This is a genomic window from Bradyrhizobium sp. URHC0002 (assembly GCF_054059515.1).
This window is the reverse complement of sequence record NZ_JBSSCF010000001.1, coordinates 5,696,004-5,717,111: the sequence shown is the minus strand read 5'-3', so window position 1 is coordinate 5,717,111 and position 21,108 is coordinate 5,696,004. Positions and strand designations below refer to the sequence as shown.

Genomic DNA, 21,108 nt, shown 5'->3' with positions numbered 1-21,108 from the left:
GCCTCTCCCGCCGGAGTACATGCCTGGACGTCCGCGGCCGATCCGGACGCACCGCAGCAATACGATCATTGGGGGTCCGGCACTCCAGCCCTTGATCTAAGTCAACGAACCGATGGTCCCGCCGACGATCTTCCCGGCGCTGTGCGCTCGCCAGGCTAGGACTCAAAGTGGACAGCCATCGTTAATTCCAGCGTGATGATGCGGGGCAGTAGACCGTGTGACATCAATTTCCGACGGGACGACATGAAGAGCTCCGTCCCACCGACCGACGCACTGGAGGTTCTGCTGCGCTTCGGCGCCTTGATGCTGCAGGCGGGCAATACCGCCTTCCGTACACACAAGTGGATCAACGCGATCACGCCGAACATGGGTTTCAAGGCGGTGTCGGTCATCGTTTCGCTTGACAGCATCACTGTGAGCGTTCGCCGCGAGAGCGGTTGGCTCACGGCGATGCGGAACATTGGGCCGCCGGGTATCAATGTCCTGCGCATTGCACAGCTGGAGCGGCTGGCAATAACCATGCGCGCCGAAGTTACGCCGGCGGAATTGGCGGTTGGGCTTGATCAAATCGAGTCTGAAACTCATCAATATTCCATCGAGCAGATTGCTGCAGCCGTGGGTCTGGCAAGTGGCGGCTTTGCCTTTCTCAACGGCGCCGCAGCGCCCGAGACCCTTGCTGCAGCCATCGGTGGCGGCTGCGGCCAATGGCTGAGATTGTGGCTGACTCACCGCCGGCTGAATCAATACGGCGCTGCCGCGGCGTCGGCGATCATGGCATCAGGCGTTTTCGTTCTCCTGGCGGCAGCGGGAAGCCACCTTGGCTTCGGATTTGCACAATACCCGGCAGGCTTCATCGCCTCCATATTGTTTCTGGTCCCGGGATTTCCGTTGATCGCGGCGCTGTTCGACTTGCTGCAATACCAAACGCTCGCTGCTTTGAGCCGGTTCGCATACGGCATGATGATCCTGTTGTCCGTCGCTTTCGGCCTCAGCCTTGTCGTCGCCCTCGGTGGAGTCGACGTGACAAGGCAGCCCCCGATAGAGCTCGCCTATGTACTGAAGCTGCTGCTCCGCGGCGTCGCCAGTTTCATTTCGGGCTACGCTTTCGCAATGCTGTTCAACAGCCCACCGAGAACAGCGCTTGGTGCTGGTCTTCTGGCTCTGGGCGCGAACGGCTTGCGCTTGATCCTGGTCGACGTCGGCATGATGCCAGCGCCGGCCGCTTTCTTTGCGGCCCTTTCAATTGGAACCGTCGCTCTGATGATAGAGCAGCGCTACAAGATACCACCTATCGCGGTGACGGTGGCGCCGATCGTGATCATGATGCCCGGAATACTTGCCTTCGAAGCAATCGTGTTTTTCAATCACGGACAAATGCTTGACGCCCTTCAAGCATTCGCGTCATGCAGTTTCATTGTCGGCGCGTTGGTAATGGGGCTCGCGGTAGCAAGAGTTTTTGAAACTACGATAACGTGATCAACGGGACGCCCTGACGGCAGCTGAGCAGGTTCACTTCAGTGAAATCCTGACCTCGCTGAGGTTCGCGGCGAATTCCATCCCCGCCTTGGGCCCTTTCAAGGCGATCTTTACGCCCTTCTCATTGCCCAGCTGAACACCTCCGAATCCGCCGGCGAAGGCGCCGCCGCCACCGACGGAGCTGTAGGTGCCGGCAAAGTCGCCGACCTGCCTGATGCCTGACGCCCATCCTTCCAACCGGCTGACCGATGCTCCAGCGGTAACACCCAGGCTGAGACCTGATACCCTGAACGGATAGTCGCGGCCACGATACGTCAGGATGCCGCTGCCGGCACCGGCACCCACCACCAGGGCCGCCTTCGCCAGCTTGAGCCGGACATAGCCGGGCGCCTGCGCGAACGATGATGTCGCCGGATGAACGGCGGCGACAAGCGCGACCACGGCGAGCCGAACTATCCGTGACATCGCTGGAGCCTCGCGTTCAAGGTGCCGCCACATCCACCTTCTTCCAGGTCTGATCCGGATCGAACAGGTAGGCGCGCTTGGCGATGCTCTCGGTGCGTGGTCCGAGATCCTTCTGGTAGACGGTACCGGCATGATTGACCATGAAGGTCATGACGCCGGAATTTCCGTACTCGGCGGGGTATGCGATCAGCCCGAAGCCGCCGATCATCTTCCCCTTGACGACGTAGTTCAAAGCGCCACCCGGCGCGTTGGATCCCTGGCCCTTCAAAATTCGATAATAATAGCCATGATAGGGTGCCGCCTGCTCTCCGACCTTGTATCCTTCGGCCGACGCCTGCGCCGCCAATTCGCCCAGCGGGCTCGGGTCGCGATCGTCGCGCCAGAACAGCCCATCCTTCTTGCCGGGGCCACTGACGATGCGTTGAGCGTAGGTCCCCACGCCCTCGCCAGTGCGATCCTTTTCGGCGTATTCGTTCTGGGCATCGACGTAAGCCAGCGAGGTTTGAACAGCGTCCAGTTCATTACGTCCGATGCGACGATACAGAATCTCGAGACGCCCGGCAGCCGGGTCGAACTCCCAGCCAGTCCTGTTGTTCACCAACGGAATCGGGAACGGAAAATCGTCCGCGCCCAGGATGAGCGTGGCCTTCTTGTTCTCCTCGGCCTTGATGGAATGTTTGGCGTCATAGGCAGACAGGAAATGCTGACGCATTTCGGCATCGGCAACGTCATCGCCGGACTCGATAATGTCCGCGGCATCCTTGCCGAGGACCTTCAGAATGGTGCTCCGCGTGCCGGTCTTGACCGCGGCAGCCAGCGCCGCCGCAGCGTCCTCCGGCGAGGGATAGGCCTGCTGTGCCTGGGACGCACAGGTCAGCAGCGCCACTGCCACGATTGCGCCGAGGCCCGCCGAAGCCGTGCGACGGGGATAATTGAGCATGATCATGGCAGCGCCTCCGGTCGCGTGGGGATCTTTGCTCCGCCGGCAAGCCAGTCGCTGTAGGTGCGGAGCTTCAATCCCAACCGTTCGTAATAGACGCGGAGATACCCGTCCCGGCCGCGCGTCACGGCTTCAGGGACCAGGTTCTGCACCTCCTGCGCGATCACGCCGACATAGGGCTTGCTGCTGCCGAGATAGCTGAAGCGGTAGTAGCCGAGACCGTTGGCGAGATGACCGAGCAGAACGATGTCATGCTTCAATTCGATGTCGGAGCGCCGTCCGCCGCCGCCGCCACGGAACCCGCCACCGCCACCGCCACCGCCGTGGAAGCCGCCTCCACCTCCGCCGCGGACGCCACCCCCTCCACTGGCCATTGCCATACCGCCGCCGCGCGGGCCCATGCTCGCCATGCTTGCGTGGCCGCGGGCGGATTGCGCAGCGGCAGCCCTGCCCGACGACACGTTCATGGCGGAACCGCGACTACCGCTACCGCGCGCGGTGCTGCCGCCGCGATTGGCGGACTTCGCGCGATCGCCGCCACCCTTGGCTGCGGCCTTGGCGCGATCTCCGCCGCCGGCTTTGGCGCGATCGCCACCGCCCTTGGCACGATCCGCCGTGCCCGGCCGATTGCCGCCACGATCCCCGACACGATCGCCACCGCGGTCCCCTGCCCGATCGCCGACGCGATCACCTGCACGATCACCTGCACGATCGCCAGCACGATCGGCAACGCCCGGTCGATCCTGTCCCGGACGAAGCACCTGCTGCCCATCACGGCCGCGGAAATCCATCCGGTTTGCGGCGCCGGCCTTCAGGTTGTTGTTGCCGAAGCGCTGCTGAACGTTCGCGTTGTTGTATCGCACGCCCTGCCGATGCGCGGGATTGTGCTGCCAGGAATTCCCGATGTTGGTCGTCCTGTTGAAGTGGTTGACGTAGACGTTGCGGTTGCCCCAGTTGAATCCACCGCCCCAGTAATTGCCCCAGCGTCCAATGGCCCAGGCTGTACCGAAGGCGAGACCCGCCGCGATCACGCCGGCGCCGATATAGGACGGGTAGCCGAAGTAATAGGGTGGATATTCCGCATAAGGCCAGGCTCCATAGACCGTGGCCGGATCGTAGTACGGCACGTACATCGTATTGGGATCGGCCTGCTCGATGACGATCGCCTGCCTGTTTTCCTGTGTTTGAACGCTGACTTTCTGCTGCTTGGTGGTGACCAGCTTCTTGTTGTCATAGGCCTTGGAGCGCAGGCGCTGGATCGCGTCCATCACATCCGGCTGCTGCGCGAGCACGGCATCGCCGAGGTTCTTGGTCCAGTCGACCTTGTCGCTCATCATCGCAATGACGTCCGCGGTGCTCGCGAGCGCCTTGATGCTGTCGTCCCACGACTGCTTCTCGACTTCCTTTTTCAACGCATCGCCCTTTAGGGTCTTGCGCTCCTTGAGCCAGCGATCTGCTTGCACGACTTCCAGCGGATAGGTCGACGCCGCAAGGACATTCGCCAGCAACTCGTCGGGATAGAGCGCAATCGGGGCTACCAGCGCCTCAAGTTGCTCGGGCTTCAACAGCTCTGCAACTGGCGGCGATTGGGCTGCCGGTTGCGGCGTGCTGCTCTGAGCAGGCGGATTGTCGGCCGCTTGCGCCAAGGCGGCTACGGGGTTTGCCATCAGCAACGCGAGCGCGATCAGGGTCTTGCCGCAGCGGAACATCACACCCCTCCTTGGGCTCATCGCGGCAAGCATCGGTCCGAGGCGAGGTTGTTCTTTGATAAAGATCAAGGAAACCAGCGGCACCGCCTTGCTGCGGCGCAAGAGCAGCGTGGCCGCGCGAATCAGGCCGAAGTTGATCGACCGCGGGCGGTCGGAAGTCTGATCGTGAAAAGCGCGCCGCCGGACGACTGATTTGCCGCAGAAATCTTTCCGTGGTGGGCTTCGACGATGGTGCGGACGATCGCAAGTCCCATGCCCATGCCCTGCGGCTTTGTCGTGAAAAACGGATCGAAGACGTTCTTGAGATCGCCGGTAGCGATACCGGGGCCGGTGTCGCTAATCCTGATTTCCGCGTCGGTGCCCGAAAGGTTCGTGGTTACGTTGATTTCGCGCTCCTTTGTCTCCGCTTCGGATATCGCGTCCATCGCGTTGATCATCAGATTGAGAAAAACTTGTTGCAGCTGAATAGCATCGCCCTTGACGTTCAGATCGGTCGCGGTCATGCCGTACTTCAGTGCGATACCGCGCCCGTGGGCCACGGCTGCGACGAATCCGATCGCCTGCCGTACCGTCTCGTTCAAGTCGATATATTTCATTTCAAAAGGTGTTTTCTTCAACACGCTGCGCAGCCGACGTATCACTTCGCTGGCGCGCTGGTCGTCGCGCCTGATGTCGGCGAGGATTTCCCTCACTTCATCGAGATCGGGTGAAGAGCTCTTCAGCATGAGTTCCGCCGTTTCGGCGTTGGTAAGAATAGAGCCCAGCGGCTGGTTCAGCTCATGCGCGATAGAAGTCGTCAGTTCGCCGACAGCCGAATAACGGTTGAGGTGTGCAAGGTCCGCGAGGCGTTGGCGCGATTCGACTTCGGCGAGACGGCGGCGACGCCGTTCGTGGAGCAATCCGCCGATCAACCCTCCCTGGATCAGGATTACCCACGCAATCAGCGATAGCTGCCAACCATATCTTTCCCATATGCGGGGCTCACGAAACAAGAATTTCGCTCCCCGCGGGCAGGTTGCTCTCGCGGATGCCCCAGCGCTGCATTTCCCGCCAGTCGTACCTCGGTGATGCAAATCCGATCGGCTGCACCTTGATGTCGGCGGGCTTTTCGCCGCCGAGAATGCGAATGGCGGCATTGACGGTTTTGTCACTCGATCGCTGGATTGAATGCATCGGGCCGCCGACGGTGTCGCGGCCGAAAAAGGCTTCCTGGAAGGAAAAGATCGGGGCGTTCGCGACCGCATGAAGGCTGCGCAAGGCGAGATCGCCCTCATGGGCGAGACCTGCGCCATCGACCGACATCAAGCCCCAGAACAGAACGGTATGTGGCGGAAGCGACGATGCCTGCTTCAGTATTTCCGCAAAAGAGAGATCGGTATACCAGACGAATGCGACCCGGTTTTCGAAGGGCTTGACTTCCCTCTTTGCCTCCTCGAGCCAAAATTTCTCCAGGGGCGAGGCGCCTATAACCACGGCAATCGTCTGCGTGTCCGGCAGGACCTGAAGAATGCTGTCGAAAAAGGCTAAAAAATCGTTGTGGACCGCGATGACCGTGTCGTTATCGGTCAGGTCCGTTCGGTTCACCAGTCGCTGCTCGACCGCCGTCAGCACCATGGGCGCTTCAGGGAAAAGCTGCGCTCGATACTTCTGAACAAACCGGGCCGCAGGCGCGCCAATGCTCACCACGATGTCCGGCGGACGGCCAGAGTAAAGCGACCGGAGATAGTCGACAAACGGGGCTTCCGGTCCCGGGTTGTTAAACCGCGCCGACAGCAACGCGTGCTCTTGAAGGTCCATCGGCCATGGCGAACGCTGCTCAAGTTCGGCCCGGATGGTACTGGCATATTCGCTCCACGGCAGGAAATCCCGCCCGAAGGAGTGCAGCATTAGCACGCGTTTAGGTTCATCGCGCGGCTCGCCGCTTGCCGGTCTGGTCAGTATAGCCGCCAGGACCAGCAGGCAGACGCTGAGACGCGCGGCCAGGACTGGCCAGCCCGGACTGATCGCTGCGGTCGGGACGCATCCGCTCATTACTTACCCCGGCACTTCGAACGGCTGCATTCCAGCACATTTCCAGTGCAAGCGACACTGCAGCCAACCACCTCCGCTGTGCCGGACCACGACCTGCACGCGGGAGCAGCCATTGCAGGCGCCCGCGGCACTGACGGCAGCGCCTGCGGCTAGATCTGGCAGCGGTGATACGTCACATCCATTCCTTCCATGCCCGGAAACTCCCGGGAGATGGTGTTGTCATCAAGCACCTTCAGGAAAAACTGGACGTTTGAAAGCATAATGCTTGAGGCGCAGGCCACGACCAGGTTGATGGTTTGATCGCTTTCCTTCCTCGACCTGACCTTGCAGTTCTCGAACTTGCCCCTCAGGCGATTGGCTTCAGCGATGAAGCCGCCACCATACACGCCGGGGAAATTCGCAAAGCTTACCTGGTTTGCGCGTCCCTTGCGGGTGAACACCTTGGTGCATTGGTCCGCACTTGTGGCCCATGCACCGGTAAGCTCGAACGCATTCGCCTGCTGCGGTGATAGCAAGGGAGAGCAGAGCGAGATTGCCGCAGCGAGGACCAGGTTTCGAAGCACAATCATCGGCTTTCCCGTTGAACTTTATCAGTGGTCGCTCAGCACCAGTGTCTTGATCAGCCAGAGCGGAGCCTTGATCCGCTGCTGCTGCGAACTCGGCCGTTGACAGCGGGAACAAAGTGCGCACGACCGATGCGGATTGCTTGATTTGGATCAAAAGAACGACGCCGCCGCCACCTAGCCTTTCGGCAACGCCGACGCAGAACCACCCAGGAGCCAGTCATGCCTGACATCGATCATCTCATTCCGAGTGCAAAGCAGATCCGGACGGAAGCGGCCCTCAAGGAGGCCGAAAAGGCGGAGCAATATGCTCGCCTTGCCGCGGCCGCTGAAGCTGAGAAACATGCGCTGATCGATCGGCTCAACCGTCCGTCAGGCAAGTCCGAGGAGGAAAAGATCCAGCTCGCCTCGACAATCATCCAGCGGGCGGTGCGAAACGGATTGACGGAAGTACAGGTGTATCGGTTCCCCAACTCGCTGTGCACCGACAAGGGCCGTGCCATCATTCAGCAGGAGCCAGGTTGGGAGAAAACGCTGACGGGTATTCCAAAGGAAATATTTCAGCTCTGGGCCGATTACCTGAAACCGCGGGAGTATCGCATTAGCTACCAGGTCATCGATTACCCGGGAGGCGTGCCGGGCGACATCGCCATCACCATTGCCTGGGGGGAATGAAGGCACTTCAGGCGGATTTGGATTCAACAGGGAACGGTGAGCATGTCAGCCGACGCGCCCGCGGAAAAGATGAAGCGCAAGGACTACGAGAAAAAGCTGGAAAAGCTCCAGGTCGGGCTTTGCCATCTCCAGGAATGGGTGAAGGCCGAGAAGCTGAAGGTGATCATCATCTTCGAAGGCCGCGACGCCGCCGGCAAAGGCGGCACCATCAAGGCGTTGACCGAAAAGGTGAGCCCGCGAATTTTCCGTGTCTGCGCTCTGCCCGCGCCGTCCGACCGGCAAAAATCCCAGTTGTTCCTGCAGCGCTATATCGAGCAATTCCCGGCCGGCGGCGAAATCGTGATCTTCGACCGCAGCTGGTACAATCGCGCCGGCGTCGAATATGTCATGGGCTTCTGCTCGCCTGCCGAACACAAGCGTTTCCTCGAGTTGTGCCCGTTGGTCGAGAAATTCGCCGTCGATGCCGGCATCATTCTCATAAAGCTGTGGCTCGAGGTCGGGATGGAGGAGCAGGAAGCCCGCTTCAAGGCACGCATCGAGGATCCTTTGCGGCAGTGGAAGCTAAGCCCGATGGACACCGCGTCGTTCGGGCGCTGGTACGACTACTCGCGCGCACGCGACATGATGCTCGAGGCAACCGACACGAAGCATGCGCCGTGGCGGTTGATCCGCTCCGACGACAAGCGACGGGCACGGCTCAACGTCATCTCGCATATCCTTGAAACAATCCCGTACAAGAAGGTCGCGCGAGAAAAGGTCAAGCTGCCGAAGCGATCCAGCAAAGGCCGCTACGACGATCAGGCCAGCTTGCGCCGGATGAAGTTCGTCGAAGAGCGGTACTGAAGCAAACCGGGCCGCGCAGCTCCGCGGCCCCGTCGCCTCCCGCTTACTTCAACCCTTCAACCGTATCGTGACCCCACCGACGGCGGCAGACACTTCGGCGCCGACTCTGGGACCGCTGAGCTGCAAGATTACACCATTGGCGTTTTGCAGTTGCACACCTCCGGCTCCGGCGACGATGGCACCTCCAGCTCCGCCTACGGCATAGGAGCCTTCGATCGAAGCCGGTCCCTTCAGATTGAGTGCACGACCGACAAACTTGGTGGTGGAGGCGCCGATCGTGAAGCCGACACTCATGCCCGATACGGTGAACGGATAGCGTTTGCCTCGGAGCACGAGCACGCCCTCGCCGCCTCCGACTCCGACGATGAACCCGCCCTTGGTGAAGACGACCGCGACCTGGCCAGTTTCAGCTCGGGATGGCGTACTGATGCCAGCCACGCCCACGAGCAAGGCAACCAGGGCAACGCTAACGGCAACTTTTTTCATGACGTTCTTTCCTCTGGAGAGATGCGGAGCGACGACCACCTATGGGACCAGGAGCACGGGGAAATACCTGAACACGGTGAGCAATGCCGGACACGGCATAGGCGACGGCTCGGCGGATCGTCGCTCCCTGCCCGCCCACTCCTTTGATCCAAGTCAAGGTCTCACTCTCTCGATACGAACGCGCCAAGCTGCGCGAATGCTGTACTTCGCAATGCAATAGGCGTGAGGGATATCAGACGCTGATTGTCAGCGGGGCTTCACGATCCAGGCGGCCGTGGCGGGTCGAGACCGGACAGCCCCCTGGCATTGCTCTCACCCAGCACGCTGTCGAGTGTGCGGAGCCATTCGCTGCTGTCCGTCCGCTCCGCCAGCCCTTCCGCCCGCAACAGGTCACGCAACTGCGCATGGGCGCCGACGATACAGAACGCCACATGACGCGACGCCAGCTCATCATGGAGATCGAGCAACATGCGCGCACCGGCCAGATCGATGTAGGGGGATGCCGAAAGATCACAGGCAACCATCCTGACGTCAGACGATTGTCGCAGCGCCTTCAAGACCGCCTCCAGAATCGTCTCGGCGTTGATGTAGAGCAACGAGGCCTCAGGGCGGAACGCGATGACGCCGACCAGCGGCTCCACGCCTTCGTGCCTGGCGCTGTCGGAATAGCGGCCCGATCCCGGAAGTCGCCCGAGAAACGCTATGTTGGGCTGCGACGCTCGGCCAAGCAGCAGGAAGATGGACGCCAGAGCGGCAAGCAGCACACCCTGGAGGATCCCAAGCAGCAGCACCGACACGAGTGCGATAATCGCGGCATAGAAGTCGATGGGGCTTACTCTCCACATGCGAAGCAGCGCGCCAATGTCGACCAGCTTGTAAACGGCAACAAACACAATGCCAGCCAACACTGCCTTGGGAAGGTTGGTCAGCAACCCCGTAAAGAAAAGCAGGCAGAGCGCGAGGGCAAACGAGCAAAGCACCAATGCCAGCGGAGTGCGCGCTCCCGCCGTGTCATTGACGGCGGACTGCGATAGCCCGCCGGCCACGGGATAGCCATGGCCAAACGCGACTGCGAGGTTGGCAGCCCCCAGCCCGAGAAACTCCTGTCGAACATCAAGGCCATATCCGTGCTTCGCGGCAAAACTCCGGGCCGCCGAAACACCCTCTATATAGGCCAGCAGCAAACATCCGGCCGCTATTGGAAATAACTCCTGGAATTCCAGCATTCCGAAAGTGGGCACCTCGAATGCCGGCAATCCCTCCGGGATGTTCCCGGTGACAGGCACGCCCAGCGCCGGCAGCCCGAACAAGGTTGCCATGAGGATCGACGACGCCACCACGGCGAGTCCGATCGGTCGGCCCGATAGAAACCGTTCACCGAGCAGCAAGAGCAGGATCGCCGCGACTCCGATTGCCAATACGAGCAGATTGATGTCGCCGGCCTGACCTGCAAGCCGGATCGCCCGGTCGAAGAAATTGTGGCCACCACCGGCCACGCCGAACAGGCTCGGTAACTGACTCATTATGATCGTGAGCCCGGCCCCTGCCTTGAAGCCAACGAGGATGCTGTCGCTGACCAGACGGACGAGAATGCTGAGCCTGAAGAGCCAGGCAATCAGGCAAAGCACCGCCACCGCGAATGCCGAAAGGCTCGCGATCTGTGCGAAGCGTATCGCGTCCCCTCCGGCAAGCGCCCCGACGCTGCCGGCGATCATGAGCGAGATCGCGGACGTCGGACCGACCGCAAGCTGGCGCGACGACCCAAGGAGAGCATAGCCCAAGCCGCCAAGCATATAGCCGTAAATGCCGACCTGGGGCGGCAACCCGGCAAGGCCCGCATAGGCCAGTGACACCGGAATCGCATAAGCGGCGAGCGTGACGCCGGCGATCGCATCATGGCGCAACCAGGACGGCTGATAGTCGGCAAGCCACGCCACCGGCGGAAATATCCGTGTCCAACCCATTCGCTGGAACGAGCGTGACTTCATTGCAATTCCTTCTTGGGTCGTACCTCGCAGCGAAGCAGGACAATCAGCAGCGCCACCTCACCGTTTCGTCGCGGCGTATCGGCGGACCGGCGGCAATATCCAGAGAACTCATGTCAAGACGCAAGCTCCCGCGGGCCCCGACCGCCATAGCCGGTGTCTCGAGCCTGGCGCGGATTGATCTGGATCAAGCTTTCGACGAGTTCCGGGGAATCAAATTGATGGACTATCGAATGGAGCGCCGGTGGAGTGCGACCGTGGACACGGTCGGGTGGATCACCTCCACCGTTGCCTCGCTGGTTGAGTTTAATCAGGCCGCCACATCGAGGGAGTCCTGATATGTGTCAGCAAAGCTTCCGGGGCCTTGTCGCTGCGTTACTGCTGCTTTTCGCAAATCTGATCACGCCATCGCGGGCGGACGATCCCACGTCACGCCTTATCCAGGAAGAGATCTGGGCGCTGCCACTGCCGCTTCCGATGTTCGCCTATCTTGTGCGGCCGGTCGGCGACGGGCCTTTCCCGCTCGTGATCATGAACCATGGCGTTTCACTCAACCCGACCGACCGCAGCTTCTATCCCCTTGTGGAATTCCGCGACGCCGCCAGGTGGTTTGCCAAACGCGGCTATCTTGTCGTGGCTCCCGTCGGCACCGGATACGGCGCCTCGGCCATCGACATACCCGAGCACGGACTCTACGGCCCGTTTTTCTCGAAGGTCGGAAAGTGCAGCAATCCCAATTTTCGCGCTCCCGGCCTGGCGGTTGCGCAAGTCGATCTCTGGATCATCGACTACATGGCTGCCGAAAAGCGCATCCTACCCACCGGCGTGATCGTTGTCGGGCAATCCGCCGGCGGTTGGGCCTCGATCGCGCTTTCAAGCCTGAACCCGCCTCAGGTCAAGGCCATCATCGTCTTCGCCGGCGGCCGTGGTGGCCGCGTCGACGGCAAGCCGAACAACAATTGCGCGCCAGACAAGCTGGTGGAAGCGACCGCGGAGTTCGGCCGAACGTCGCGCGTGCCGATGCTATGGATCTATATCGAGAACGACACCTTCTTCGGCCCCGATCTGTCTCGACGCATGCATGAGGCCTTTAGCGCGGCTGGCGGCAACGCCGAATATCACCTGGTGCCGCCGTTCGGCAATGATGGGCATTTCCTTATCGACTCTCCTGATGCCATTCCCATCTGGTCGCCGCTGCTGGCGAAATTTCTTGACGAACAGCGATAACGAGCGACCGAAGCTTGGAGACACAACCATGACAGGCTCGAATCGCCGCGAAACGCAGCCGCAACGCGATTGCACAGCATTGTCCTTTGCAGCTGTCTTCCTGGCGGCGGCCGTGAGTGTTGCATCAAGTCAGCCCGCCGTGTCGCAACAGTCCGAGATTGCGACCCGAGGGCAGCGAGAAGTAAAGGACGTCACTTACGGGGACTGGCGAAAACTCTGCTACAAGCCGGGCGGTGCTCAGATGCAGTGCCGGACCTCGATCACCGGCAAGTTTGCAACCGGTCAAATGGCGGTCCGTCTCGATATCATCGAGCGGCAGGGCGACGGCAGTGCACGGCTGCAGATATTCTCCCCCGTCGGCATGTACCTGCAGAAGCCGGTCATGCTTACGATCGATCAAGGGCAGCCCCATCCCGTGCCTTATACCTGGTGTCTCACCAACACCTGTATCGCGGCGACCGTGGCCGACCCCAAGATGATCCAGGAAATGGGTTCGGGACAGACCCTTCGGCTTGAATTCGTCGATTCAAACCTGCTCGCACTCACGACGTCACTTCCGCTTGCACAGTTCGCCTCGGTCAACAAGGGCGCGCCCGTACAGACGTTCGAGCAGGACATTGACGAATGAATAAGCAGACCGATCGCGCTAGAATACTTCGGCAAGAGCTCTCTCGACCGCTTCGATAAGCGATTGGGCCGCGAATGGTTTGGACAGGTAGGCGATACATCCTGCCTCGATTGCGGCTGAGCGGTTCGCGTCGCTGTCATTACCGGTGATGAAAACTACCGGCAGTCGGACGCCTTTATCGGTGAGCTGACGCCGTAAATCTATGCCGGATTGGTCATGCAAATTGATGTCAATGATGACGCAAAAGGCGTCACTAAAATCCCCGCGACTGAGCAGCGCGACACCCGAATCGAACAGTGCGACCTTGTAGCCATACTCACGCAATAGCCGCTTCATGCACATGCGCATCGACGAATTATCGTCCACGACAAGGATTGATTTGGGTGTGCGCAAGATGAGCGACCTTCCGGATCTCAAAGCGTTGCCTACTGCGCTAAAGCGCTGCGGCCAATTTCAACGGTTTGGAGACCCGCATTAGCCGACGTACCGGCGCTTCATGCGCATTGCCTTTAGACGCCTTGTCAGCGGATTTTCATATTGTCCTTTTGGACAGGATCTCACGACGGAACCCTGCTCGTGAGGCAACGCCGTTTAGCCACCCAAATTGGCGCTACCGTCGAGAAGGCCGAGTCGTTCCGCGCTCGAAACCAACTCCGCGAGCGAGTGCACCTGCATCTTCTCCATCACTTCATGACGATGCGCTTTCACCGTGCGCTCGGTGGTTCCCAATTCCGTGGCAATTTGCTTGTTGATCTTGCCGCGCACGATCAGATCGAAGACCTGACGCTCACGCGGCGTCAGTGTTGCCAACCGAGCAAGGATCGAATTGAGTTTGCTGCGTTGACTGCGCGCTGACTCGTAGCGTGCAAGCGATCGCTCGATGGCGGCTATCAACTGTTCTGATGATGCCGGTTTGGTCAAGAAATCCTCGGCGCCCGCCTTCATGGCTCGCACTGTCGCAGGGGTGTCGGCGTGGCCGGTAACGAAGACTATCGGAAGGATGGAGCCGAGCTCGAGAAGGCGATCCTGTACTTCCAATCCGTTCAGTCCGGGCATTTGCAGATCCAGGAGGATACATCCCGGCCTTTCAGCGGCCGGCACACGATCCAGCAGCAATTGGGCCGACGAATAGGTTTCAACTTCATAGCCGGCAACCTTCAACCGGCGCTCGATCGCGGTGCGAAATGACGCATCGTCGTCAACCACATAAACAAAGCCAGGCATTGTCCCCTCCTAGCCGTTGACCAGAACTGCTGATTTCTCCTGGCAGATCAAGTCACGCCGCCGGGCAATCGCCTCCACACAAGATGTGCACCCTAAGGCGAAAACTGATCGCACTCACCAACCACTTCCTGCCCAGGACGCTGTAAAAACATCCAAATTTGCGGTTAGGACAGGTATTCTTGCCTTTCCTGAAGGGTATTACAGACCTGTCCCTTGGTACAATGACCCTTCAGCCAATAGTCAAAAATAATGCCGTCGTAGAAGATCAACTAATACGAGAGTACACTTATTTCCTGCGAAATATTTCCTAGAGGCCGACCCGGCAACAACCACCCGTGTAGCGTTCAGGAGTGTTGGCCATGTTTGTCCGCATCACGACTGATCCGGCCCCCCGCCCCACTTCTCTCGGCGAACTCGGAATAGCAAGTGAGTCAAATCCGAAGGTAAGTTTAAACGAATTTACCTACAAGAAAGGTACCGAAATCTACGGCGAAAAAGAGCCGGCGGACTATGTCTATCAGGTGAAGACAGGAGCGGTGCGAAGCTACAAGCTGCTTTCGGACGGCCGACGCCAGATCGGTGCGTTTCATCTTGCCGGCGATATCTTCGGGCTGGAAAACGGAAGCGAACACCGGTTTACGGCGGAGGCGATCGTGAATACCACGGTTCGCCTGATCAAGCGGCGCAGCCTCGAGATGGTGGCTGAGAGCGATGCGCTGGTTTCGCGAAACCTGCTCAGCATGACCACGAGCAACTTGCAGCACGCGGAAGACCACATGCTGCTGCTCGGCCGCAAGACGTCGCTGGAGCGGGTCGCCGCCTTCCTGATCGAGATGGACCGAAGGCTTACCGCGGCCGGCGTCATGCCACTTCCGATGTCGCGGCGCGACATCGCCGACTATCTTGGGCTGACATTGGAAACCGTGTCCCGTGCACTGTCGCGGCTGCACGAACTCGACATCATCGGATTCATTGGCAGCAACCAGCGTCAGATCATCCTTCTGGATCGGCGGCAGCTCGCTAGCCTCGATCTGCAGAACTGAACCAGGAAGCGCCGATCGACACGAGATGCTCGAGCGTCTTGCGTAGCACCTCGAACAGAACCGCAGTCGACCAACCGAACATCAAGATGCCGTTCATCGCGGTCATCGGCCCAATCAGCCGCCAGGCCTGCACGGGCACAACATCTCCGTAACCGAGCGTGGTATAATTGACGAAGGCGAAATAGAGCAAATCGCTGCCGGCAGGCGCCGCGCCGACGAGCGCATAGGCCAGCACCCAAACGAAAACCTCCAGCGTGTGCGCCACCATCAGCGCCGCCGCGGTGCCGACCATCACGGTCATCAGGTGCAATCGCGGCCACTTGGTGTGCCGCAAGCCCGCGGAGCGGGCAATGCCCATCGCGCCGACGGTCACCAGTGCGTGAATCATGATGTTGATCGCGCACACCAACCCGCCGACCAGGAATTGAAACGCCATTGCCTTCTCGTGCTGGATTGGGACCGGCAGAGGGTGCCCGCCGGGCCCCCCGCCGACCTTGCGGCTGCCTTCAGCTCTTTGGGGTAAAGACGCCTGTCGCAGCCTTCATGGCAGACTCGCCCATGCTCCTTGCATGGTCGGTCAGCGAGCGCATCTGCTCCTGGAAAAATTCGGACTGGATCCTGCCGGCTTCCTGCATGTCCTTTGCTTGAATCATCTTATCGCCGAGGTCGAAGGTCGCGGTGATATTGCGCTGCATGTAGCCGCAGAACTGCTTGGCCTGGCCGGCGACCGGCAGCGGCGAGGAGCTCAGACCCTTCTCGAGCAGATCGAAGTACTCCGCGCTGGCCTTTCGAAGGCGTTCGTTGGCCTCGGCCAGCATTGAACGGATCTTGTCGGCGGAAAGGTTGGCGTCTGACATGGCTAACTCCTCGCACTAAGATTGGCAAGCTTTGGGCCGAATCGCTCGAAGGCGTCGGCACTGCCATTCCCCGCGCGGAATAGCAGAAAGCCTTGACACAGATCAAAGGTGTGCCGGCGGGCCCTCGTCAACATCGCTGCCACTTCCGCGCTTTCATTGATCGCTTTGCCGACCGGAGTTTCAGTCATGAGGGCCGTTTCCGTCGAAGAAGCCGTTGCGATGATCCCTGTCGGGGCGAGCATCATGGTTGGCGGATTCATGGGTGTCGGAACGCCGGAACGCCTGCTCAACGAAGTGGTTCGGCAGCACAAGACCGACCTCTCGGTGGTCAGCAACGACGCTGCGACACCCGGCAAAGGTATTGGCAAGCTGTTTGACGCGGCTCTCGTTTCACGCCTCACGGCAACCCACATTGGCCTCAATCCAAAAGCGCAGCAGCAGATGCTGGCCAACCAGCTTGCCGTCGATCTCGTTCCGCAAGGGACCTTCGCCGAGCGTATCCGCGCGGGCGGATGCGGTCTCGGAGGCGTGCTCACGCCGACCGGCGTTGGCACCCTGGTGGCAGAAGGCAAGCGCCAGATCGAGGTAAACGGATCGACGTTTCTGCTCGAAACTGCGCTGCGGGCGCAATTCGCCCTGGTTCACGCATTCCTGGCAGATTACCTCGGCAACCTCTCCTACGCGCTGACGGCGCGCAACTTCAACCCCATCATGGCGATGGCGGCCGACACCGTGATCGTGACGGCGGAGCACATCGTGCCGGTAGGCGTCATCGGACCCGACCATGTCATGACACCGGCGCCGCTCGTCGACTACCTCATTACGAACGGGTGAACCATGGATGCGCAGACAGTCATCGCCCGGCGTGTCGCGAAAGAACTGCGTGCGGGCGACCTCGTGAATCTGGGGATCGGCATTCCGACGCTGGTCGCCAACTACGTTCCGCCTGACCTCAAGGTGTTCTTTCAGTCGGAGAACGGATTGATCGGCACCGGACCGATACCGGAGCAAGGCTTGGCTCACCCCCTTCTCACGGATGCCGGCGGACGCCCAATCAGCGCGCTGCCGGGTGCCAGCACCTTCGACAGCGCGATGTCCTTTGGATTGATCCGCGGCGGCCATGTCGATGTGACGGTCCTTGGCGGCCTGCAGGTCGACGGGCATGGACACCTGGCCAACTGGATGATCCCCGGCAAGATGGTGCCGGGAATGGGTGGCGCGATGGACCTCGTCAGCGGCGCCAAGCGGGTTATCGTCGCCATGCAGCACGCTGCGAAGGGCAAATCGAAGATCGTCGCCAAATGCACCCTGCCGCTGACGTCGACAAGGCCGGTGAGCCTGGTTGTGACCGACATGGCCGTCATCGCTTTCTCCGACGGCAGGGCGACCCTGGTGGAAACGGCGCCGGGTGTCAGCGTCGCGGAAGTCGTGGCCGTAACAGAAGCCGAGATCGCAATCCCCGACGCCGTCCCGGAAATGAATATCTGACCAGGCCGACGAACATGCGTATCTTCAGCGACTTCAACGAGATCAAATCTGCCGTTGGCACCGAGATCGGCGTGAGCGACTGGATCGAGGTCTCGCAGGAACGAATTAACCAGTTCGCGGAAGCGACCTGCGACGAGCAGTGGATTCATGTCGATCAGGAGCGCGCGAGGAACGAGCTGCCCGGAGGCACCACCATCGCCCACGGGCTTTTGTCGCTTGCGCTCGCGCCGCTGTTCATTCGATCGGTGATGGGCCTCAAGGGTCTGCGTAATACCCTGAACTACGGGGCGGACAAGATACGGTATCTGGCGCCCGTTCCAGCCGGCTCACGGCTGCGCGGACGGGTTACGGTCGCCGAAACGGAGGACGTGCCGCCGGATGGCCTGCGCGCGAACTATCATCTCGTGATCGAGATCGAGGGCGGTAAGCGCCCGGCTTGCGTCGCCGAGTTGATCGCCCTGCACTATCGCTAGCTGGCGCGCCGATCGCGTTCAATCGATGATGTGATAGCCACCGTCGATGTATTGAACGCCTCCCGTAATGAGCTTGGCCCCGTCGAGTGCCAGAAATGCAGTGGCGCGACCGACATCGTCAATACTGACGAGGCAGCGCGAAGGGGCCTTCGACTGTGCCTTGTCCATCAGTTCATCGAATTCAGGGATCCCCGACGCGGCACGCGTGGCGAGCGGACCGGGAGAAATCGCGTGAACGCGGATACCCTTCGGGCCCAGTTCCGCGGCAACGTAGCGAACGGCTGCTTCAAGGGCTGCTTTCGCCACGCCCATCACATTGTAGTTCTCCACCACCATCTGGCTGCCGTAATAGGTCATGGTGAACATGGTTCCACCGTTCTTCATCAACGGTTCGGCCAGATGCGCCATTCGCATGAACGACCAGCACGAGACATCCATCGTCTTGAGGAAGCCGTCGCGGCCGACGTCCACCACGCGCCCATGGAGCGCCTCCTTCGGGGAGAAAGCGATCGAGTGCAGCAGGAAATCGAGCTGCCCCCATTCCTTCCGGATCCGTTCGAACACCTGCTCCGTCTGGCCCTCGACCATGACATCCATTGGCATGAAGATCGGCGCCTCCAATGCCTGTGCGAGCGGTTCGACGTGCTTTTTGGCACGCTCGTTCAGATAGGTCACGGCGAGATCGGCCCCGAGTGCACGAAAGGCCTTGGCGCATCCCCAGGCGATTGATTGGTCGTTGGCGATGCCGACGATCAGGCCCTTCTTGCCCTTCAAGGCGACTTTGGTATCCGGGAATACGGGAATCATGACACCCTCGCATGTCTGGCGCTGGACGATGACGTGTTCAACAGCAGCGACAACGTATGCTGCGCGATCATCAGCTCCTCGTCGGTCGGGATGACGTAGACCGGAATGCGGCTGTCGGAACGCGATATCAGGCGCGCGTGGCGGGAATTCTCGGCCTCGTCGAGCGTCACGCCGAGCCACCGCAGCTGTTCGGCGATCCGCGCCCGGATACTCACCGAGTTTTCGCCGATACCGGCTGTAAAGACGAAAGCGTCCAGCCCCTGCAACGCGGCTGCAAGCATCCCGGCGTTGAGGCCGATCCGATAGACGAAATACGCGACCGCCAGCTGCGCCTTTGGATCCTCGCTTGCCTCCAGTTCCCGCATGTCGTTGCTGATGCCCGAGAGTCCCTTCAATCCGCAATCGCGGTAAAGGAAATTCTGCGCGTTGGAAGCCGACATTCCCTTTTCAGCGATCAGATAGAGCACGACACCAGGGTCGATTTGCCCCGGACGCGTTCCCATCGGAAGCCCATCGAGTGCGGTGAACCCCATGGTGCTCTCGGTGCTGCGTCCTCCCTTCAGCGCGCACATGGAGGCTCCGCTACCGAGATGCGCGACAATCACCCGCCCCTTTGCGATTTCGGGTGCGACCTGCGGCAAGGTCTTCGCTACATATTCGTATGAGAGACCGTGGAAGCCGTAACGCCGCACGCCCTCGGCGTGAAGCTGATAAGGAATTGCATAATAGTCCGCGACCGCGTCATGCGTGCGGTGAAACGCCGTGTCGAAGCAGGCCACCTGCGGAAGACCTGGAAAATTGGCCAGCAGCGATCGAATCGGGGCCAGGTTGTGGGGCTGATGAAGCGGGGCCAGCGAGACGAACCGCTCCAGCCGGGCGACGACGCCGTGGTCGATCACCACCGGCCGGTCATAGTCTGGACCGCCATGAACGACGCGATGACCGACGGCCACCGGGTTGATGCGAAGCTCGTCCCGCAGCCATCCGCCTGCGATGGCCATCGCGGCCGGAACATCTGGAACCGCCTCGATCGGATAAGCGCGGTCGGCCAGTGGATCGCTGTCCGCACCGCTCGCCCGCAGGCGAGGACGACTGCCAATGCCGTCCATCTGGCCTTTGATCAGCCGCCGTAACTTCCCTTCTCCCTCGACTGAAAAGATCTGGAACTTGACGCTCGAGGAGCCAGCATTGACGACGAGGATCGTATCCATGGCGATCACGCGGCAACATTTGGCGCCTGCTGGCGCCTGGCATTTGCATAGAGAGCCGCAACCGCGCAGGACGCCATCCGCGCGCGCGCTGTATCCGCACGCGAGGTCAGAACGACTGGAACCCGGGCGCCGAGCACAATGCCGGCACTATCGGCCTTGGCGAAGTAGGCGAGATTCTTCGCCAGCATGTTGCCGGCTTCGAGGTCGGGAACGACCAGGATCTGCGCCCGGCCGGCAACCTCGGATTTGATTCCCTTGATCCGTGCCGCTTCCACATCGATGGCGTTGTCGAAGGCAAGCGGTCCGTCGAGCAGGCCGCCGGTGATCTGGCCACGATCTGCCATCTTGCAGAGCGCCGCCGCCTCGATCGTGGAAGGAATCTTGGAGGTAACGGTTTCGACCGCCGACAGGATCGCTACACGCGGTGATTTGCCGAAGCCGGCTTGCGTATAGAGATCGATCGCATTCTGGATGATGTCCCGCTTGGCATCCAAATCGGGAAAGATGTTGATGGCCGCGTCCGTTACAATGAGGGTCTCGGCATAGGCCGGCACATCCATCACGAACACATGGCTGATCCGCCGCTCGGTCCGCAGGCCGCCCACCTTCGCCGTGACGCTGCGCATCAGCTCGTCGGTGTGCAGGCTGCCCTTCATCAGCATCTCGCCCTTGGCGGCATGGATGAGCTCAACACCCTTTGCAGCAGCCGCCTCGCTGTGCGGGGCATCGACGATCTCGTAGCCGGAAATATCGAGCCCGTATTTGCTGGCCGTATCCCTGATTTTCCTTTCGGGCCCGACCAACACCGGCCGGATAATGCCCGCAGCCGCGCTGTCGACAACGCCGCGCAGCGAAGTTTCATCGCAGGGATGCACGACAATGGTCGGCGCCGGCGGCACCGCCTTGGCCGCCGCGATCAGGCGGTCATACTTGCTGGGAGAGCGCGCTTTTCCTGAATCGGCTGGCATGGCTTTCAT

At 60.7% G+C, this 21,108-nt stretch carries 25 protein-coding genes; 10 read left to right on the top strand and 15 right to left on the bottom strand.

The features are described from left to right. Positions 1–243 precede the first annotated feature (243 nt). The gene (locus ACVWVY_RS27925) at positions 244–1,476 is read left to right on the top strand and encodes a threonine/serine ThrE exporter family protein (protein WP_456629387.1); all 1,233 of its coding nucleotides are present in this window, start codon (positions 244–246) and stop codon (positions 1,474–1,476) included. 33 nt (positions 1,477–1,509) lie between these two features. Here the strand turns inward: ACVWVY_RS27925 and ACVWVY_RS27920 are convergent, their stop codons facing one another. The 6 genes from ACVWVY_RS27920 to ACVWVY_RS27895 form a co-directional block, all read right to left on the bottom strand. Continuing rightward, positions 1,510–1,941 (bottom strand): hypothetical protein, encoded by a 432-nt coding sequence (locus ACVWVY_RS27920; RefSeq protein WP_456629386.1) that lies wholly within the window; start codon positions 1,939–1,941, stop codon positions 1,510–1,512. Positions 1,942–1,957: 16 nt separating this feature from the next. Further along, positions 1,958–2,887, bottom strand: coding sequence for a DUF2950 domain-containing protein (locus ACVWVY_RS27915; protein ID WP_456629385.1), 930 nt, complete (start codon positions 2,885–2,887; stop codon positions 1,958–1,960). After that, positions 2,884–4,590 carry a DUF3300 domain-containing protein gene (locus tag ACVWVY_RS27910; protein WP_456629384.1) on the bottom strand — a complete coding sequence of 569 codons (1,707 nt, stop codon included), beginning with the start codon at positions 4,588–4,590 and terminating at the stop codon, positions 2,884–2,886. The genes ACVWVY_RS27915 and ACVWVY_RS27910 overlap by 4 nt, the downstream gene beginning before the upstream one ends. Before the next feature lie 122 nt (positions 4,591–4,712). After that, positions 4,713–5,501: a sensor histidine kinase gene (locus ACVWVY_RS27905; protein WP_456629383.1), complete on the bottom strand. Its 789-nt coding sequence runs from the start codon at positions 5,499–5,501 to the stop codon at positions 4,713–4,715. 70 nt (positions 5,502–5,571) lie between these two features. Continuing rightward, on the bottom strand, positions 5,572–6,621 hold the full coding sequence (locus ACVWVY_RS27900) for an ABC transporter substrate-binding protein (RefSeq protein ID WP_456629382.1): 1,050 nt from the start codon (positions 6,619–6,621) through the stop codon (positions 5,572–5,574). A 149-nt stretch (positions 6,622–6,770) separates the two neighbouring features. Further along, the gene (locus tag ACVWVY_RS27895; protein ID WP_456629381.1) at positions 6,771–7,190 is read right to left on the bottom strand and encodes a hypothetical protein; all 420 of its coding nucleotides are present in this window, start codon (positions 7,188–7,190) and stop codon (positions 6,771–6,773) included. 216 nt (positions 7,191–7,406) lie between these two features. On the opposite strand from ACVWVY_RS27895, the gene ACVWVY_RS27890 reads away from it, so the two are divergent. Together ACVWVY_RS27890 and ppk2 are read left to right on the top strand one after the other, a co-directional pair. Continuing rightward, the gene (locus ACVWVY_RS27890; RefSeq protein ID WP_456629380.1) at positions 7,407–7,859 is read left to right on the top strand and encodes a hypothetical protein; all 453 of its coding nucleotides are present in this window, start codon (positions 7,407–7,409) and stop codon (positions 7,857–7,859) included. A 42-nt stretch (positions 7,860–7,901) separates the two neighbouring features. Beyond that, a complete protein-coding gene (gene ppk2 / locus ACVWVY_RS27885) occupies positions 7,902–8,702 on the top strand; it encodes a polyphosphate kinase 2 (RefSeq protein ID WP_456629379.1) in 801 nt (266 codons plus the stop codon). Between the two features lie 48 nt (positions 8,703–8,750). On the opposite strand, the gene ACVWVY_RS27880 is transcribed toward ppk2, so the two are convergent. Further along, on the bottom strand, positions 8,751–9,188 hold the full coding sequence (locus ACVWVY_RS27880; RefSeq protein ID WP_456629378.1) for a hypothetical protein: 438 nt from the start codon (positions 9,186–9,188) through the stop codon (positions 8,751–8,753). Positions 9,189–9,445: 257 nt separating this feature from the next. After that, positions 9,446–11,176, bottom strand: a complete 1,731-nt coding sequence (locus tag ACVWVY_RS27875) for a SulP family inorganic anion transporter (protein WP_456629377.1) — start codon at positions 11,174–11,176, stop codon at positions 9,446–9,448. Between ACVWVY_RS27875 and ACVWVY_RS27870 the strand changes: the two genes are divergently transcribed. From ACVWVY_RS27870 to ACVWVY_RS27860, 3 genes are read left to right on the top strand one after another with little or no spacing between them, the layout of a single operon-like run. Then, positions 11,140–11,511: a hypothetical protein gene (locus ACVWVY_RS27870; RefSeq protein ID WP_456632497.1), complete on the top strand. Its 372-nt coding sequence runs from the start codon at positions 11,140–11,142 to the stop codon at positions 11,509–11,511. The two genes, ACVWVY_RS27875 and ACVWVY_RS27870, sit on opposite strands and share 37 nt — an antisense overlap. Position 11,512: 1 nt before the next feature. Beyond that, positions 11,513–12,400: an alpha/beta hydrolase family protein gene (locus ACVWVY_RS27865; RefSeq protein WP_456629376.1), complete on the top strand. Its 888-nt coding sequence runs from the start codon at positions 11,513–11,515 to the stop codon at positions 12,398–12,400. After that, positions 12,384–13,028, top strand: coding sequence for an invasion associated locus B family protein (locus ACVWVY_RS27860; RefSeq protein ID WP_456629375.1), 645 nt, complete (start codon positions 12,384–12,386; stop codon positions 13,026–13,028). Before ACVWVY_RS27865 ends, ACVWVY_RS27860 begins: the two co-directional genes overlap by 17 nt. An 18-nt stretch (positions 13,029–13,046) precedes the next feature. On the opposite strand, the gene ACVWVY_RS27855 is transcribed toward ACVWVY_RS27860, so the two are convergent. Both ACVWVY_RS27855 and ACVWVY_RS27850 read right to left on the bottom strand, forming a co-directional pair. Further along, the gene (locus ACVWVY_RS27855; RefSeq protein WP_456629374.1) at positions 13,047–13,421 is read right to left on the bottom strand and encodes a response regulator; all 375 of its coding nucleotides are present in this window, start codon (positions 13,419–13,421) and stop codon (positions 13,047–13,049) included. A 198-nt stretch (positions 13,422–13,619) separates the two neighbouring features. Further along, positions 13,620–14,252: a response regulator transcription factor gene (locus ACVWVY_RS27850; protein WP_456629373.1), complete on the bottom strand. Its 633-nt coding sequence runs from the start codon at positions 14,250–14,252 to the stop codon at positions 13,620–13,622. Positions 14,253–14,611: 359 nt separating this feature from the next. Here ACVWVY_RS27850 and ACVWVY_RS27845 point away from each other — a divergent pair, with 359 nt between their 5' ends. Next, on the top strand, positions 14,612–15,295 hold the full coding sequence (locus ACVWVY_RS27845; protein ID WP_456629372.1) for a helix-turn-helix domain-containing protein: 684 nt from the start codon (positions 14,612–14,614) through the stop codon (positions 15,293–15,295). On the opposite strand, the gene ACVWVY_RS27840 is transcribed toward ACVWVY_RS27845, so the two are convergent. Continuing rightward, positions 15,273–15,731, bottom strand: a complete 459-nt coding sequence (locus ACVWVY_RS27840) for a potassium channel family protein (protein ID WP_456629371.1) — start codon at positions 15,729–15,731, stop codon at positions 15,273–15,275. The two genes, ACVWVY_RS27845 and ACVWVY_RS27840, sit on opposite strands and share 23 nt — an antisense overlap. A gap of 70 nt (positions 15,732–15,801) precedes the next feature. Beyond that, positions 15,802–16,152, bottom strand: coding sequence for a phasin (locus ACVWVY_RS27835; RefSeq protein WP_456629370.1), 351 nt, complete (start codon positions 16,150–16,152; stop codon positions 15,802–15,804). A gap of 186 nt (positions 16,153–16,338) precedes the next feature. Between ACVWVY_RS27835 and ACVWVY_RS27830 the strand changes: the two genes are divergently transcribed. The 3 genes from ACVWVY_RS27830 to ACVWVY_RS27820 are packed head-to-tail and all read left to right on the top strand — an operon-like array spanning position 16,339 to position 18,113. Further along, on the top strand, positions 16,339–16,986 hold the full coding sequence (locus tag ACVWVY_RS27830; protein WP_456629369.1) for a CoA transferase subunit A: 648 nt from the start codon (positions 16,339–16,341) through the stop codon (positions 16,984–16,986). 3 nt (positions 16,987–16,989) lie between these two features. Beyond that, a complete protein-coding gene (locus tag ACVWVY_RS27825; RefSeq protein WP_456629368.1) occupies positions 16,990–17,640 on the top strand; it encodes a 3-oxoacid CoA-transferase subunit B in 651 nt (216 codons plus the stop codon). 14 nt (positions 17,641–17,654) lie between these two features. After that, positions 17,655–18,113, top strand: coding sequence for a MaoC family dehydratase (locus ACVWVY_RS27820; RefSeq protein WP_456629367.1), 459 nt, complete (start codon positions 17,655–17,657; stop codon positions 18,111–18,113). A gap of 18 nt (positions 18,114–18,131) precedes the next feature. Here ACVWVY_RS27820 and fabI read toward each other — a convergent pair whose 3' ends face one another. Genes fabI through ACVWVY_RS27805 form a run of 3 tightly spaced genes read right to left on the bottom strand, consistent with a single transcriptional unit; the run spans position 18,132 to position 21,099 of the window. Further along, positions 18,132–18,920, bottom strand: a complete 789-nt coding sequence (gene fabI, locus ACVWVY_RS27815; protein WP_456629366.1) for an enoyl-ACP reductase FabI — start codon at positions 18,918–18,920, stop codon at positions 18,132–18,134. Beyond that, positions 18,917–20,131 (bottom strand): acetate/propionate family kinase, encoded by a 1,215-nt coding sequence (locus ACVWVY_RS27810; protein ID WP_456629365.1) that lies wholly within the window; start codon positions 20,129–20,131, stop codon positions 18,917–18,919. Before ACVWVY_RS27810 ends, fabI begins: the two co-directional genes overlap by 4 nt. A 5-nt stretch (positions 20,132–20,136) precedes the next feature. Continuing rightward, the gene (locus ACVWVY_RS27805) at positions 20,137–21,099 is read right to left on the bottom strand and encodes a phosphate acetyltransferase (RefSeq protein WP_456632322.1); all 963 of its coding nucleotides are present in this window, start codon (positions 21,097–21,099) and stop codon (positions 20,137–20,139) included. Positions 21,100–21,108: the final 9 nt, after the last annotated feature.

Coding starts and splice junctions, on each gene's coding strand:
- ACVWVY_RS27925 (WP_456629387.1), top strand. CDS start 244: ATGAAGAGCTCCGTCCCACCGACCGACGCACTGGAGGTTCTGCTGCGC.
- ACVWVY_RS27920 (WP_456629386.1), bottom strand. CDS start 1,941: ATGTCACGGATAGTTCGGCTCGCCGTGGTCGCGCTTGTCGCCGCCGTT.
- ACVWVY_RS27915 (WP_456629385.1), bottom strand. CDS start 2,887: ATGATCATGCTCAATTATCCCCGTCGCACGGCTTCGGCGGGCCTCGGC.
- ACVWVY_RS27910 (WP_456629384.1), bottom strand. CDS start 4,590: ATGTTCCGCTGCGGCAAGACCCTGATCGCGCTCGCGTTGCTGATGGCA.
- ACVWVY_RS27900 (WP_456629382.1), bottom strand. CDS start 6,621: ATGAGCGGATGCGTCCCGACCGCAGCGATCAGTCCGGGCTGGCCAGTC.
- ACVWVY_RS27895 (WP_456629381.1), bottom strand. CDS start 7,190: ATGATTGTGCTTCGAAACCTGGTCCTCGCTGCGGCAATCTCGCTCTGC.
- ACVWVY_RS27890 (WP_456629380.1), top strand. CDS start 7,407: ATGCCTGACATCGATCATCTCATTCCGAGTGCAAAGCAGATCCGGACG.
- ppk2 (WP_456629379.1), top strand. CDS start 7,902: ATGTCAGCCGACGCGCCCGCGGAAAAGATGAAGCGCAAGGACTACGAG.
- ACVWVY_RS27880 (WP_456629378.1), bottom strand. CDS start 9,188: ATGAAAAAAGTTGCCGTTAGCGTTGCCCTGGTTGCCTTGCTCGTGGGC.
- ACVWVY_RS27875 (WP_456629377.1), bottom strand. CDS start 11,176: ATGAAGTCACGCTCGTTCCAGCGAATGGGTTGGACACGGATATTTCCG.
- ACVWVY_RS27865 (WP_456629376.1), top strand. CDS start 11,513: ATGTGTCAGCAAAGCTTCCGGGGCCTTGTCGCTGCGTTACTGCTGCTT.
- ACVWVY_RS27850 (WP_456629373.1), bottom strand. CDS start 14,252: ATGCCTGGCTTTGTTTATGTGGTTGACGACGATGCGTCATTTCGCACC.
- ACVWVY_RS27845 (WP_456629372.1), top strand. CDS start 14,612: ATGTTTGTCCGCATCACGACTGATCCGGCCCCCCGCCCCACTTCTCTC.
- ACVWVY_RS27840 (WP_456629371.1), bottom strand. CDS start 15,731: ATGGCGTTTCAATTCCTGGTCGGCGGGTTGGTGTGCGCGATCAACATC.
- ACVWVY_RS27835 (WP_456629370.1), bottom strand. CDS start 16,152: ATGTCAGACGCCAACCTTTCCGCCGACAAGATCCGTTCAATGCTGGCC.
- ACVWVY_RS27830 (WP_456629369.1), top strand. CDS start 16,339: ATGAGGGCCGTTTCCGTCGAAGAAGCCGTTGCGATGATCCCTGTCGGG.
- ACVWVY_RS27825 (WP_456629368.1), top strand. CDS start 16,990: ATGGATGCGCAGACAGTCATCGCCCGGCGTGTCGCGAAAGAACTGCGT.
- ACVWVY_RS27820 (WP_456629367.1), top strand. CDS start 17,655: ATGCGTATCTTCAGCGACTTCAACGAGATCAAATCTGCCGTTGGCACC.
- fabI (WP_456629366.1), bottom strand. CDS start 18,920: ATGATTCCCGTATTCCCGGATACCAAAGTCGCCTTGAAGGGCAAGAAG.
- ACVWVY_RS27810 (WP_456629365.1), bottom strand. CDS start 20,131: ATGGATACGATCCTCGTCGTCAATGCTGGCTCCTCGAGCGTCAAGTTC.
- ACVWVY_RS27805 (WP_456632322.1), bottom strand. CDS start 21,099: ATGCCAGCCGATTCAGGAAAAGCGCGCTCTCCCAGCAAGTATGACCGC.